At 70.4% G+C, this 13,521-nt stretch carries 13 protein-coding genes; 8 read left to right on the forward strand and 5 right to left on the reverse strand.

What is annotated here, in order from left to right; translation table 11 throughout:
* Positions 1-19 precede the first annotated feature (19 nt).
* The 3 genes from AX769_RS24600 to AX769_RS02980 all read left to right on the forward strand — a co-directional run bounded on the left by AX769_RS24600 (position 20) and on the right by AX769_RS02980 (position 3,755).
* On the forward strand, positions 20-442 hold the full coding sequence (locus tag AX769_RS24600) for an alpha-L-rhamnosidase C-terminal domain-containing protein (RefSeq protein ID WP_204249305.1): 423 nt from the start codon (positions 20-22) through the stop codon (positions 440-442).
* Positions 443-462: 20 nt separating this feature from the next.
* Complete coding sequence (locus AX769_RS02975; RefSeq protein ID WP_066275790.1) at positions 463-3,261, forward strand: discoidin domain-containing protein; 2,799 nt, start codon at positions 463-465, stop codon at positions 3,259-3,261.
* Between the two features lie 131 nt (positions 3,262-3,392).
* Complete coding sequence (locus tag AX769_RS02980; protein WP_066275791.1) at positions 3,393-3,755, forward strand: hypothetical protein; 363 nt, start codon at positions 3,393-3,395, stop codon at positions 3,753-3,755.
* Between the two features lie 87 nt (positions 3,756-3,842).
* On the opposite strand, the gene AX769_RS02985 is transcribed toward AX769_RS02980, so the two are convergent.
* Together AX769_RS02985 and AX769_RS02990 are read right to left on the reverse strand one after the other, a co-directional pair.
* Positions 3,843-4,634, reverse strand: coding sequence for an FAD-binding oxidoreductase (locus tag AX769_RS02985; protein WP_157887413.1), 792 nt, complete (start codon positions 4,632-4,634; stop codon positions 3,843-3,845).
* Positions 4,631-5,209 (reverse strand): molybdopterin-dependent oxidoreductase, encoded by a 579-nt coding sequence (locus AX769_RS02990; protein WP_066283115.1) that lies wholly within the window; start codon positions 5,207-5,209, stop codon positions 4,631-4,633. Before AX769_RS02990 ends, AX769_RS02985 begins: the two co-directional genes overlap by 4 nt.
* Before the next feature lie 107 nt (positions 5,210-5,316).
* Between AX769_RS02990 and AX769_RS02995 the strand changes: the two genes are divergently transcribed.
* Entirely contained in the window at positions 5,317-6,564 is a 1,248-nt protein-coding gene (locus AX769_RS02995; RefSeq protein WP_157887414.1) for a mannosyltransferase family protein, read from the forward strand.
* 66 nt (positions 6,565-6,630) lie between these two features.
* Here the strand turns inward: AX769_RS02995 and AX769_RS03000 are convergent, their stop codons facing one another.
* Positions 6,631-7,533, reverse strand: coding sequence for a 2-deoxy-5-keto-D-gluconate 6-phosphate aldolase domain-containing protein (locus AX769_RS03000; RefSeq protein ID WP_066275798.1), 903 nt, complete (start codon positions 7,531-7,533; stop codon positions 6,631-6,633).
* Positions 7,534-7,671: 138 nt separating this feature from the next.
* Here AX769_RS03000 and AX769_RS03005 point away from each other — a divergent pair, with 138 nt between their 5' ends.
* The gene (locus AX769_RS03005; RefSeq protein ID WP_157887415.1) at positions 7,672-8,685 is read left to right on the forward strand and encodes a glycoside hydrolase family 6 protein; all 1,014 of its coding nucleotides are present in this window, start codon (positions 7,672-7,674) and stop codon (positions 8,683-8,685) included.
* An 85-nt stretch (positions 8,686-8,770) separates the two neighbouring features.
* Here AX769_RS03005 and AX769_RS25000 read toward each other — a convergent pair whose 3' ends face one another.
* Together AX769_RS25000 and AX769_RS03010 are read right to left on the reverse strand one after the other, a co-directional pair.
* Complete coding sequence (locus tag AX769_RS25000; RefSeq protein ID WP_239451920.1) at positions 8,771-8,941, reverse strand: DUF2071 domain-containing protein; 171 nt, start codon at positions 8,939-8,941, stop codon at positions 8,771-8,773.
* 76 nt (positions 8,942-9,017) lie between these two features.
* Positions 9,018-10,565 (reverse strand): cryptochrome/photolyase family protein, encoded by a 1,548-nt coding sequence (locus tag AX769_RS03010; RefSeq protein WP_066283117.1) that lies wholly within the window; start codon positions 10,563-10,565, stop codon positions 9,018-9,020.
* A 55-nt stretch (positions 10,566-10,620) separates the two neighbouring features.
* On the opposite strand from AX769_RS03010, the gene AX769_RS03015 reads away from it, so the two are divergent.
* The 3 genes from AX769_RS03015 to AX769_RS03025 all read left to right on the forward strand — a co-directional run bounded on the left by AX769_RS03015 (position 10,621) and on the right by AX769_RS03025 (position 13,511).
* Positions 10,621-10,947: an SdpI family protein gene (locus AX769_RS03015; protein ID WP_066275802.1), complete on the forward strand. Its 327-nt coding sequence runs from the start codon at positions 10,621-10,623 to the stop codon at positions 10,945-10,947.
* A 90-nt stretch (positions 10,948-11,037) separates the two neighbouring features.
* A complete protein-coding gene (locus AX769_RS03020) occupies positions 11,038-11,616 on the forward strand; it encodes a PadR family transcriptional regulator (protein WP_066275805.1) in 579 nt (192 codons plus the stop codon).
* 62 nt (positions 11,617-11,678) lie between these two features.
* Positions 11,679-13,511 (forward strand): MFS transporter, encoded by a 1,833-nt coding sequence (locus AX769_RS03025; RefSeq protein WP_204249306.1) that lies wholly within the window; start codon positions 11,679-11,681, stop codon positions 13,509-13,511.
* Positions 13,512-13,521: the final 10 nt, after the last annotated feature.

Here is a 13,521-nt window from a genome sequence, read left to right on the forward strand (position 1 = left end):
AATCGGTCAAGGAGGATCGATGTACGAACAGGGATACACCTCAGCCGCGCACGGCTGGTCGACAGGAGTGCTGCCCGCACTGACCAACGACCTGCTGGGCGCGACCCCGACCGGAGTCGGCTTCAGCTCGTGGACGGTCGAACCCCACCCGGGCACCGTCACGTGGGCCAAGGGCACGCTGCCGACCCCTCAGGGCTCGCTGACCGTGTCGTGGAAGAAGTCCGGTGCCAAGGGCAACGGCTTCTCGCTCGACATGACCGCGCCGAAGGGCACCAGCGGGACGGTCTCCGTCCCGGCGACAGGCGCGCACCCGGTGGTGCGTCTGGACGGGGCGGTAGTCTACGGGCTCGGGCATCCTGCACACGGTGCGACCGCGGCAGGCGGCTACGTCAGCATCCCGCGCGTCTCGGGCACGCACACGATCACGGTGGCCGCACGATGAGCCGGCGCAGGAGGCGAGTCGTGGGCACGGCCGTCATCGCCTCGGTCGCTCTCGGAGTCTCGATATGCGGCGCCGGGGCGGCTCAGGCCGCGCCGAATGCCGCCACGCCGTCGGCCGCGGCGACCGCGGCGACCAGCCCGTTCGCAGCGGATCGCGCGGCCGCGCAGAAGTACAACTACTCGCCGGCCAGCCGCACGGTGCGGCCGACTGCAATCACCCGGACGACGGGCCAGGTCGCCGGCGGCACGGCGATCCTGCACGGCGGCGCCGCGACGCTTCAGGGCGCAGGATCATCGATCACACTCGACTTCGGCAAGGAGGTGGGCGGCCTCGCGACGATCCACTTCGCGAAGGGAAGCGCTGCGGATCAGCAGCTCGGGGTCGCGTTCAGCGAGTCGAACCAGTACATCGGCGAGAACAGCGACTCGAGCAACGGCGGATCGGGCTCGGACGGGTCGCTGACCGCGGCCGTCGCGCCTGGCGGGTCGTGGACCGTGCCGCAGGCGTCGCTGCGCGGCGGGTTCCGCTACCTGACGCTCTTCTCGAAGACCGGCGGCCCGATCGGCCTGCAGAACGTCAGCGTCTCGATCAGCTTCGACCCGACGGCGACCGACCTGCGGAGCTACGACAACTACTTCACATCGAACGACAAGCTGCTCAACCGCATCTGGTACGCCGGCGCCTACACGGTGCAGACGAACGTCATCGCCCCGACCACCGGCCGCGTGTGGGGGCCACCCGCGAGCGGCTGGGACAACAGCGGCACGGTCGGCGTCGGCACCAGCGTGCTCGTCGACGGCGCCAAGCGCGACCGCACGGTCTGGCCCGGCGACCTCGGCGTCTCGGTGCCGACGGAGTACGCCTCGCTCGGCGACCTGACCCCGACACGCAATGCCCTGACGACGCTCTTCAACAACCAGCAGGCCTCGGGCGAGCTGCCGTTCGCCGGCCCCGAGGTGAACGCGTTCGGTTCGGACACATATCACCTGTGGACGCTGCTGGGCACGGCCAACTACTACCAGTACAGCCACGACGGGGTGTGGTTGCAGAGCGAATGGTCGAAGTACAAGAAGGCCGTCGCGTTCTCGCTCGCGAAGGTCGACTCGACCGGCCTGATGAACGTCACCGGCACGAACGACTGGGCCCGGGCAGGTCAGGGCGGCGACAACGTCGAGGCGAACGCACTGCTGTACGAGACGCTGATGACCGGCGCGCAGATGGCCACGGTCGAGAAGGATCCGGCTCTCGCCAAGTCGTGGCGCGCCTCGGCCGCCTCGATCAAGAGCGCGGTCAACACGCAGCTCTGGGACGCGTCGGCCGGGCAGTACCGCGACAACCCCACGAGCGACCTGCACCCGCAGGACGGCAACTCGCTGGCCGTCTGGTACGGGCTCGCCTCGGCGGCCCGCGCCTCGCAGGTCAGTGCGGCTCTGACACAGAACTGGAACCAGTACGGCGCCACCACACCCGAGAACGGCGGCCAGATCTCGACCTTCCCGGGCTCGATGGAGGTGCAGGCGCACCTGGCCGCCGGCGACACCACGCAGGCGCTCGACCTGATCCGCACCGAGTGGGGCTACATGCTCGACTCGCCTCTCGGCACGGGCTCGACTTTCTGGGAGGGATACCTCGCCAACGGCCAGTTCGGCTACGGCGGCGCCTACATGAGCAACTCGCACGGCTGGGCGACAGGGCCGACCTCGGCGCTGACTTTCGACGTGCTCGGCATCCACCCGACCACGCTCACGGGCGCGTACGACATCGTGCCCCAGACCGGCGACCTCAAGAACGCCTCCGGGTCGCTCAAGACGCCGCTCGGCGACATCGAGGTGGCATGGAAGCACGACCAGGCCGCGAAGACCTTCACCGAGCAGCTCGACGCCCCCGTGGCGGCGGTCGGCCAGGTGAAGGTCCCGACCTACGGCGCCTCCACCGTGGTCACGGTGAACGGCAAGCGGGTCTGGAACGGCACCACCGGCTTCGCGTACGGCGCCCACGTCGAGGGCGGCTACGTCGTGCTCACCGGGGTGCCCGCTCACGCGAACCTCTCGTCGCAGGCTCTGTCGGCCGTGCCGACCGCACTCACGGCGCGGCTCACCTCGACCGTCACCGACCCGGTGCTGCCGGGCTCGACGGTGACGATCCCGGTGACCGTCGGGGCGACCGGCGCCAAGGTCGTCACGGGGTCGGTGACCGCGAAGGTCCCCGCCGGGTGGTCGGCTCCTGCCGTGCCCTTCAGCATCGACACTCGTGGCGGCGCGGCCCAGACGGTCGTGAAGGTCGCGGTGACGGCCCCGAAGACAGGATCCGGCGGCTCGCTGAGCATCCCGATCACGGTCTCGTCGAGCACCGGGTCGGGCGCCGCATCGGTGAAGACGAAGGCGTCGCTCCTCACCTTCGGCGCGTGGGCACCCGGTGTCACCGCGACGGCGTCGAGCACGGCGGGCGCCAACGAGTACGAAGGCCAGCCGCGCACCTACGACGCCGGCAACGCGGTCGACGGCGACCTCGCCACGTTCTGGAACGACGCCACCCCCGGCGACTTCCCCGACACGCTCACTGTGACGCCGGCGGCCCCCACGACGCTCGAGGGCGTCGGCTTCGCCTCGATCGTCGACGGAGTGCCGACCGACTTCGTGGTGCAGACCACGACCGACGGCAGCACGTGGTCGACCCAGGCGACGGTGACCGGCAACACGGCGCTCGCCCGCTGGATCCCGTTCGACGCCCCGGTGACGGCGACGGGGGTGCGCGTGGTCGTGTCGGCGTCGCAGACGCAGAACGGCAACTACTCGCGGATCGCCGAGCTGACGCCGTGACGCTGTGACGCCGTAGCGCAGCAGCGCAGCAGCGCAGCAGCGCAGCAGCGCTCGTCGCCGAGACGGCTGCTGCGCCCTGGGCACCCGAAGCCTTCGCGCTCCGGGTGCCGTCGCGCGCCTAGGCTCGACGCATGACCGCACTCGACGAGATCCGCCTCGCCGAAGCGCGCAGGATGCTGGGGCTCGGCTCGGCCGACGACCTCGGCACGCAGGCGGCCGGCTGGCTCGAGCGGGGCGTGCGATCGCCGAGCCTCGAACTGCTCGCGGCCGCCCCCGACCCGACGCCCGACGAGGCGCTGCGCCTCCTCCGGGCCGCCGCCGTCGAACTCGACCTCACGTTCGCGACCGCGCAGGCGGCCCGCGCGCACTACGTGCAGCAGAACCTCGCCACGCTCACCACGGCCCAGGGCGTCGCCGGCATCGCCGACGTCTCGAATGGCATGACCGACGCCTTCGAGGCGCGGCTGCGCCGCCTCTTCCGTCGCCGTCGCTAGCGCGAGACCCAGGGTTTCGGCCGTGGTCCCAGCGCCGCGGCGCTGGGACGTCGGCCGAAAGACGGGGTGCAGCCGCGGGAAGGGCGGCTAGGGGCCGCCGAAGCGCTCGGTGCGGATCGCAGCCGGGGCGTGACCCCGCGCGAGCAGCAGCCCGGTGACCGAGGCGACGAAGGCATTGGGGCCGCAGACGAAGACGGTGGGCGACAGCCCCGGATCCTGCACCAGGCTCTCGAGGTCGGCGGCGGCGATGCGGCCTGGCGAACGGGACCAGCCCGGTGGGGTCGTGCGCGTGTAGACCGTGTCGACCGCGATGCCGGGCAGCTCGGCGAGCGCGGTCAGCTCGGCGCCGAAGTAGAGCGCCTCAGGCGAGCGCACCGAGTAGAGCAGCCTGAAGTCGGCGGTGCTGCCGCCGGCGACGCGCGCCCGCAGCATGGCGACGAGAGGCGCGACCCCAGAGCCGCCGCCGATGAGCTGCACCGACCCGCCGTCGCCGTCGCGCCACACGAACCAGCCGCCGACTGGGCCCCGGATCTCGACGGGGTCGCCCGGCTCGATGCCCTCGACCAGATAGGGCGAGACCTCGCCCTCGGGCATCTCCTCGACCGTGATCTCGATCTCGCCCGCGCCGAGAGGTCGACCGAAGGGGCCCGCCTGCGGGGTGGCCGACAGCGAGTACGAGCGCACCGCCTGGTAGCCGTCGTCCGCGGTCAGACGCACGTCGACGTGCTGACCCGCGACGACTGCCTCACCCGCGGCGGCCGGCGCACCGAGACCGGAAGCCGGTGCGCCGAGCCCGTCGACCCGCAGCCGCACGCTGCGCGCCGTCGCCGTCTCGCGCCGCACGGCGACGCACACGCCCGAGCGCCACTCGCTCGTCACGCGTAGCGCTCCTCCTTCCACGGGTCGCCGTGGTTGTGATAGCCGTAGTTCTCCCAGAAGCCGGGCCGGTCGGTGGCCATCGTCTGGATGCCCTGCAGCCACTTGGCGCTCTTCCAGAAGTAGAGGTGCGGCACGAACAGACGGGCCGGGCCACCGTGCTCGCTCGCCAGCGGCGCCCCCTCGAAGGTGTGCACGACCCAGGCCTTGCCGCCGAGCAGGTCGTCGAGCGGCAGGTTGGTGGTGTAGCCGCCGTAGCTGCGGGCCATGGCGTACCGATGCTCGGTGACCAGCCCTTCGAAGAGCGTGTCGACCGAGACGCCCCGCCAGTGCGTGCCGAGCTTCGACCAACTCGTGACGCAGTGGATGTCGGTCTCGATGTCGCTCTGCGGCAGCGCCATGAAGTCACCCCACGACCAGGATCGCTGGCCGTGCTCGGTCGCCAGCTGCAACTCCCAGACCTTGATGTTCGGGTCGGGGCCGGCCGAGAGCACGGGGAAGCCCTTCTCGAGGTACTGCCCCGGCGGCAGCGCAGGATCGGCGCGGCGACGGCTGGCGAAACCGGTGAATCCGACCATCAGAACCTCCTTGCCGGGGCGAGCTGAGCGCACGGAACGGTGCCGTGCAATCGTCGCAGAATGCACGCCCCAGCGGAACGCCCAGGAAATGATGAATACTTCTAGGCGTGTTGGACAGCAGCCCGGGGGTCGTGACGACTGCCGTCGTCGACCCCGCGCGATCGACGTCCCGCCTCCTGACGGCTGCACAGCGGCTGCCGTGGTGGGGTTCGGTGCTCGTCATCTACGGCCTGTCGCGGGTGTTCTCGACGATCCTGCTGTTCGGCATGTACCGCATCGCCGCGATGAACCCGGGCCGGTGGGCCAACGGCTACATCGACGAGGGCTCGACCAAGGGCTTCGTCGGGTTCCTCAACGTGTGGGACGCCCGCTTCTACACGCAGGTCGCCGAGCACGGCTACCCGACCACCCTCGCGATGACGTCGTCGGGCGTCGTCGAGAAGAACGCGTGGGCCTTCCTGCCCGCCTTCCCGTGGACCGTCCGGATCCTCGCTCAGCTGACCGGATGGGAGACGGGGTTCGTCGCCGTCGGCGTGGCCACGGTCTTCGGGGCCCTCGCCGCCCTCATGCTCTACCGCTTCCTCCGACTGCGGGTCGGCGAGCTCAGCGCCCTGTGGGGCACCACGTTCTTCTGCTTCGGCGCGATGGCCTTCCTGCTGGAGGTCGGCTATGCCGAGAGCATGGTCCTCTTCCTGCTCTTCGCAGGGCTGCTGGCGATCATGGAGCGCCGCTACGTCCTGCTGACGGTCTGCGGCGTCGCCGCGTCGTTCACGAAGCCGGGCGCGCTGGCCCTGGCGCTCGCACTCGGGATCGTCGTCGTGCAGCGCTACTGGAAGGACCGCGACGACTTCCCCAAGGCCGAGCGGGTCCAGGCGGTCGTCGCCGGCCTCGTCGTCGCCGCCGCCGGCTTCGCCTGGCCGCTGATCGCCGCGGCGGCCACCGGCCACCCGGGCGCCTACCTCCAGACCGAGATGGTGTGGTGGCACGACGTGCTGGGCTACACGCCCAAGTTCATCCCGCTCGAGCCGTGGTTCTTGATGGCGGTGCGGTATCTCGGCTACGCGGGGATCCTGGTGGTGCTCGCCATCGTCGTGCTGTTCGTCTGGGGAATGCGCAAGCCGTCGCTGCGAAGGCTCGGCATCGAGACCCGCGCCTTCGTCATCGCGTACGCGCTCTATCTGTTCGCGGTGTTCCTGCCGCAGGAGAGCATCCCGCGCCTGATCATGCCGCTCGCGCCTCTCGTCGCGGTCGACAGTTTCACGCACCGCCCCATGATCCGGCGCCTCGCCCTGTTCTCGGGGATGGCCCTCCAGGTCACCTGCGTCGTGACGCTGTGGCTGGCCGGCCCCCCGTGACCATGCCTCGTCGCCAGGTCGTGTCTCTCAGTCGGCCGCAGGCCGCGGTGAATTGAGAGACACGGCCTAGGGGCGGGCGGCGATGAACGTCTTCGCGTAGTCGAGGTAGGTGGCGCCGATCCGGCGCTGTGCCTCGGCCCGGTCGATCTTGTCGGCCTTGAGGTCGACGAGGGCGTCCCACCAGATGCTGCGGCCGATCGCGAAACCCGTGAACCCGGCGACGGGGGCTGCGGCGTCGAGCCACTTGTCGAGATCCTCACGGCTGGAGTGACGGCCGAGCACGATGCAGGTCGCCTCGCGACCGTCGCGCTTCGCGAGATCGGCCACCGCCTGCGCATCCTCCTGCTTGTCCATGCCCTCGACCTTCCAGATGGCCGGGTCGGCACCGTGATCCTGCAGGTAGCGGATCGCGTCGAGGGTCAGCCCCGGGCGAAGCTCGTCGTCGTAGCGGTGCTTGTCGCCGCCCACCGTGGCGAGGTCGGCGTCGGTGGCCGGCACGAGCAGTTCGATGATCAGCGGGCGGCCGTTCTCGCGGCACCAGGTCGAGAGGTCGCGCAGGTGGTCGGCCTGCTTCGAGCGATCGTCGACGTCGAACTCGGGGTTGTCGCGGATCAGCACCTTGGCGTGGTCGTTGTCGAAGAAGGTGCCGTGCTTCTGCCAGTCGGCGTAGGCGAACTCGAACCAGTCCTTGCCGCTGGCCTCGAGCGGCATCGAGAGGTTGATCAGGCCATCCGACCGGCCGGCCAGCTCGGCGACCGCCGCACCGTACTGCTCGTCGACCAGGATGCCGGCTTGGACGCCCTCAGGCAGCTCGGGTGCCACGTCGACCAGCGCCTGATAGACGGTCAGCTTGTCTTCGCTGATGCGCGCCGCCTCGGCCGGGGTCGGCGGCGCCGTCAACTCGTACAGGTCGGTCTCGAGCGAGTCGCGGTGGTCGGAGGCGAGGATGAGCAGGATGTCGGAAGCCATGCCTCCGGCATACTCGCCGCGCCTTCGATCCTGCACAGCGCCTGGGGGACGTTGCTCCCGGCCGCTCGGGCGTGGTGCACTAAGAGGAGCGTGCGAAGCGGGACGTGACCACCCCTCCTTCTGCCGATCGGAGCCAGCGTGACTCAGACGACACCCCGTGCGAGACCATCGCTCCGCCGCCGCGTGCTCGGCCTCGTCGCCCTGGCCGTCGCCGTGACGGCCCTCGCCGCCGGCTGCACCGCGACCCAGAAGGCACCCGTGACGATCCGCACCGAGTCGACCAAGACGATCTTCGCCGGCGGGCTCTACCGCCAGAGAGACAGCGTCGCCCACAATGCCGCGATGGCGCTCGAGGCGGAGGGCAAGACCACGGCGGCCGCGGCAGCGAACGAGATCGCCAAGACCCCGGTCGCCATCTGGCTCGGCGACAACTACAGCACCAAGCAGGTCGGTCCGTTCATCACGAAGAACCTCGAGGCGGCGAAGAAACAGGGCACCACACCGGTGTTCGTCACCTACGCCATCCCGAACCGCGACTGCGGCGACTTCTCGGCCGGGGGCTTCAGCGCCGCGGAGTACCCCGTCTGGATGAAAGCGGTTACCAGCGCGCTGAAGGGCCACCGCGCCGTGGTGATCGTCGAGCCCGATTCGCTCGCCATGCTGAGCAACTGCCCCTCTCAGGCCGACACCCGGCTGCCCCTCATCCGCCAATCGGTCGAAGAGCTGGCCGCAGCCAAGATTCCCGCCTACCTCGACGCCGGCAACTCGCACTGGGTGCAGCCCACGGTGATGTCAGAGCGGCTGAAGAAGGCCGGCATCCAGTACGCCCGTGGCTTCTTCACCAACGTCGCCAGCTTCTACCCCGTCGACGACGAGCGCTCGTACGCCGAGAAGGTGTCGAAGCTGACGGGCGACTCGCACTACGTGATCGACGTGTCGCGCAACGGCCAGGGCTGGAAGGGCACCTGGTGCAACCCCGAGGGCACGGGCCTGGGGCAGGATCCGCACGTCTCGGCCGGCACCACCGGGCTCGACGCCCTGCTCTGGATCAAGTCGCCCGGGGCCAGCGACGGCACCTGCAACGGTGGGCCCAAGGCCGGCGCGTGGTTCGCCTCCTACGCCGAGGCGCTGGTGCACAACCGCCGCGCGTAGCCTCCGGGCTGGGCCGGGCTGCGCCGGGCCGGGCTTCGGACAGAACACCGCGTCAGGTCGCGGCGCGCAGTCCGATTCGAGGGCACTAGCCGCGGGAGTAGCGGACGTCGGCGCCCGCGGTGAAGAGCACAGAATCGGGCGGGCGCGACGAGAGCACACCGAGGCCGGCCGCGGCGAGCAGGCTCTCGTCGAGCTCGACGACGTCGGCGTGCTGCAGCGCCCACGGCTCGTGGGCGGTGCGCCACCAGGACGTCACGCCGAGGTGTCGCGCTGGCGGTGGAAGGTGACGGGGCGGTGCGGCGGAGGGGGCGCGGCAGCGGGGGCGGTGGGGATCACAAGGGGTCGCGCTCGCGCTCTTGGGCGACGACCTGCTCACGGTCGGCGAGACGGCGGAGGCCCGCGAGGGGCTGCGCCATGCGGTGGTTCGCCGCGAGGAGGGGCTCGGTGCGGTCGAGGAAGGCCCAGTATCCGGCGGTGAAGGGGCAGGCGTCGGGGCCGAGGCGCTTCTTCGGCGAGAATCTGCAGGAGCCGCAGTAATCGGTCATGCGGTCGATGTAGGCACCGCCCGATGCGTACGGCTTGGTCGCCACGATGCCGCCGTCGGCGTGCTGCGACATGCCGACGACGTTGGCCGGCATGACCCACGGTGTGCCGTCGACGAACATGTCGATGAACCAGCTGTTGAGCTCGACCGGATCGTAGCCACGCTGGAGCGCCCAGTTGCCGAGCACCATCAGGCGCTGGATGTGGTGCGCCCAGCCGTGCTCGCGCACGGCGTCGACGACGTGGTGCAGGCAGTTCTCTTCGATCTCGTCGGGGCGCAACTGCCAGAACGCGGCGGGCAGCGACTCCGTCGCGTGCAGCGCGTTGTGCGAGACGGCGTAGCCCTCGCCGAGATACCAGTAGAGGTGCCAGACGTAGTCGCGCCAGCCGGCGACCTGCCGCACGAAGCCCTCGACGCTGTTCAGGGGCGCGTTGCCCGCGGCATGCTCGGCTGCGACCCGCTGGACGACCTCGCGCGGGTCGAGCAGACCCAGGTTGAGCGGGGCGCTCAGCAGCGAGTGCGCCATCGTCCAGTCGCCCGTCAGGGTCGCGTCTTCGAACGGGCCGAAGTCGCCGAGCCGCGACTCGACGAAATCGTCGAGTGCGTGCTGGGCTTCGTCGGTCGTCACGGCGAATCGGCGAGGCGAGTCGGCCCCGACGAGCGTGACGAGCCCGTCGCGCTGCCAGGCGTCGAGATCGTGCCGCACCTCGTCGTCGATGTCGTCTTCGGTCGGCCACCACGGGTCGGGGAGTCCCAGCGTCACCGCGCCCTTCGGCGGCGCCGCGCGGTTGTCGTGGTCGTAGTTCCAGTGGCCGCCGACGGGTTGGTCGCCCTCCATCAACAGCCCGGTGCGCTCGCGCGTCGCCCGGTAGAAGTCTTCGAGCAGCAGACGGCTGCCGCCGCGCGCGTCGGCCCACGCCCGGAAGTCCTCCTCGCTCGTGACGAACCCCCGAGACGGCAGGATGCGACACCCCGCCTCGCGCACGAACCGCCGCGCCGCGTACGACGTCGGGTCGATCACCTCGAGGTCGCTGCGGCCCCTCATGCCCCCGGTCGCCTCCAGGGCTTCTCCGTAGTCGGCGACGCGGTGGTAGTCCACCCGATCGCCCAGCTCACGTGCCCGGTGCCGGATCGCGCTGAGCTGCAGGTGCGCCTTCGCCCGGTGGATCGGGCGGCCGGCGATCAGCGAGCGCGCTTCGATCAGGAGGATCGGGCGGTCGCCGCTGTCGTGTTCGTCGCCGTGGTCGCCGCTGTCGTGTTCGTCGGCTTCGTGGTCGTCGCTGAAGAGCGGGCCGAGCTGGCCGGAGAAAAGCCAGCGGGTGGGGGCGTCGGGCATGCGGTGGACGGTACCCCGCGACGGCCGGCCCGGCGGGCCCGTAGGCTTGACGACCGTGATCGTCATCGCAATCGCCCTGTTCGTCGTCGCCGTCGTCATCGTGGCGACCACCGTCGCGGCAGCCGTGGGGCTGCTCAAGGTCAACCCCATCGCAGGGATCCGGATCCCCGCAGTGATGCAGTCGGAGGAGGCGTGGGAGGCGGGCCATCTGGCCGCTCTGCTACCCATGACCGTCGGCGGTGTCATCGCCGTGGCCGGCGGCTTCGTGTGCCTGCTCCGGCCCGGATCGTGGGTGGTGCTGATAGTGACCGTGCTGCTGCTGATCGCCTCGCTGCTCTTCGCCGTCGTGCGGGCCGGGTGGGCGGGGCGAAACGCGGGCTGACCTCCTGGCGGGGCATTGCATCCTGCGTCGTCGTATCCGACCACTGCCAGCAGCTTGACAAAACCTGACTACTGACGCGAGAGTAGTCGTATGTCATCCATCCGTCTGTTCATTCTCGACGCCTTCGAGCGGTACGGAGAGATGCACGGGCACCAGCTGCGCCAGCAGGCGGAGCAGGAGCGGATCGCCCTGTGGACCGACGTCAGCGTCGGCGCGCTCTACGGCGCCATCAAGCGGCTGGCGGCCGACGGGCTGCTGGCCGAGGTGCGGACCGAGCGCGAGGGCAACTTTCCCGAGCGCCAGGTCTACGCCATCACCGACGCAGGTCGCGCGCTGCTGCAGACACTGCACCAGACGACCCTGCTCGAGATCACCTACAAACCCGATCCGTTCGATCTGGCGCTGGCCAGGCTCGACCCCGAACGCCTCGACGACCTGCCGCGTACGATCCAAGAGCGCATCGACACGTACGAAACGCTGCTCGCGAAGACCGTTGCCAACAACGAGCGAGCCCACCCGTGGCTCAGCGTCGGAGAGGACGTCGTGATCAGTCACGGTGAGCACCGACTGCGGTCGGAGATCGGCTGGCTTCAGCACGTCCAGGAGCAGCTCCCGGCGATCATCGCCGATGAACGCGCCCGCGTCGAACCCGACCGCGCGACCCCCTGACCCTCCCCTCCCCTTCCGTCCCACCCCGCCCGCGCCCGCGCGGAACGAAAGGCTTCACCGCTATGTCAACCACCACTGCCACCGCCGGCCCCGCCGGCGCTGCCGGCACCCGGCCGGGAGCCCCGGCCATCCCGAAGGGCGCCTGGCGCGCCCTCGTCGTTCTGCTCATGGGCATGTTCATCGCCCTGCTCGACACCACCATCGTCAACGTCGCCCTCCCCACGATCAAGACCTCGCTGAACGCCGACGAGGCCACGCTATCGTGGATCATCTCGGGCTACGCGCTCGCCTTCGGGCTCTCGCTGATCCCCGCCGGCCGCATCGGCGACCGGATGGGCCACAAGTGGGTGTTCTTCATCGGCATCGCGCTCTTCACAGTCATGTCGTTCGCCTGTGGAATCGCGACCTCCGACACCCAGCTCGTCATCTTCCGCGTCGTGCAGGGCCTCGCCGGCGGTATCTTCGTGCCGGCCGTCACCGCGTTCATCCAGCTGCTCTTCCCGCCGCAGGTGCGCGGCCGCGCCTTCGCCATCATGGGCACCGTGATCGGCGTCTCGACCGCGCTCGGCCCGATCATCGGTGGCCTGCTGATCCAGGCGTTCGGCGACACGAACGGCTGGCGCACCGTCTTCTACGTCAACCTGCCGATCGGCGTCGCGACGCTGATCCTGGCCGCCATCTGGCTGCCCAAGCGCGACAAGTCGGCTCCTCGCCCGCCCGCCGGCCTCGACTGGTTCGGCGTGTTCCTGGTCTCCGCCGCGCTCGTCGCGATCCTGGTGCCTCTGATCCAGGGCCAGCAGGACGGCTGGCCCCTCTGGACATACCTGACCATCGCCGGCGGCGTCGTCGTGCTCGCGGTCTTCGCCCTGTGGGAGGTGCACACGGCCCGCCGCGGCGGCAGCCCGCTCGTGCCTCCGACGCTGTTCACGCACCCGCAGTTCACCGGTGGCGTCATCCTCGCGCTCGTCTACTTCGCCGCCTTCACGTCGATCTTCTTCACGATCTCGCTGCTCTGGCAGACCGGCCTCGCGCACTCCGCCCTCGCCTCCGGCGCCGTCACGATCCCGTTCGCCGTCGGGTCGATCCTCGGCTCGTCACAGAGCAACCGGCTCTCGGCCCGCCTCGGTCGCACCGTACTGATCCTCGGCACTGCCCTCGTGGCGATCTCGCTGATCGCGCTGTGGATCATGTTCTCGACGATCAAGGGCACCGACCTCACCAACTGGATGCTGCTGCCCGCGCTCTTCGTCGGCGGTGTCGGCAACGGCCTTTTCATCGCCCCGAACGCGCAGTTCATCGTGGCGACCGTCGACCGTCGAGACGCAGGATCCGGGTCTGCCGTGATCGCCGCCATTCAGCGAGTGGGTTCGGCGGTGGGCATCGCCGTGATCGGGTCGGTCCTCTTCGGATCGCTCGTGGTGAAGGCCCCGGCTGCGCCGACGTCGCACACACCCGCCGCGATCGCAGCGGTCAAGCACGAGGCCGCCGCCAACCTCGCCACCGGCTTCACGAACGCCTCGGCGCACGCGATGCTCGTCAGTGCGATCTTCGCCGTGGTCGCGTTCGCGCTGGTGTTCGCGCTGCCGAAGCGGGTCAACCAGTGGGCCGGCAGCGGCGGCGGGAAGCCCGCCGAGGGCGCTGGCGCCGCAGGTGCCGGCGCCCCGGGTGCTGGTGCCGCAGGCGCCGGCGCGTCGGCCGGCGACGGTTCGGGCCCGGCACAGGCGCCCGCCAGCCCCGACGTGTCGGTCGGCGAGCCCGACCCCGCTCTGACGCACGGCGCGCACGCGGCCGACCCCGTGCATCCTGCGGAACCCACTCACGCATGGCACGGTGCGCACGCCGCCGAGCCCACCCAGGCTCACGGCGCCCACGCCGCCGACTCGGATCCGGTCTGACCTCCGAGGC

It is taken from the genome of Frondihabitans sp. PAMC 28766 (genome assembly GCF_001577365.1).
Lineage (GTDB): Bacteria > Actinomycetota > Actinomycetes > Actinomycetales > Microbacteriaceae > Frondihabitans.

Bases quoted from the DNA above. Each gene is read 5' to 3' on its own strand.
- AX769_RS24600 (WP_204249305.1), top strand. From the start codon at position 20: ATGTACGAACAGGGATACACCTCAGCCGCGCACGGCTGGTCGACAGGA.
- AX769_RS02980 (WP_066275791.1), top strand. From the start codon at position 3,393: ATGACCGCACTCGACGAGATCCGCCTCGCCGAAGCGCGCAGGATGCTG.
- AX769_RS02990 (WP_066283115.1), bottom strand. From the start codon at position 5,209: ATGGTCGGATTCACCGGTTTCGCCAGCCGTCGCCGCGCCGATCCTGCG.
- AX769_RS03000 (WP_066275798.1), bottom strand. From the start codon at position 7,533: ATGGCTTCCGACATCCTGCTCATCCTCGCCTCCGACCACCGCGACTCG.
- AX769_RS03010 (WP_066283117.1), bottom strand. From the start codon at position 10,565: ATGCCCGACGCCCCCACCCGCTGGCTTTTCTCCGGCCAGCTCGGCCCG.
- AX769_RS03020 (WP_066275805.1), top strand. From the start codon at position 11,038: ATGTCATCCATCCGTCTGTTCATTCTCGACGCCTTCGAGCGGTACGGA.
- AX769_RS03025 (WP_204249306.1), top strand. From the start codon at position 11,679: ATGTCAACCACCACTGCCACCGCCGGCCCCGCCGGCGCTGCCGGCACC.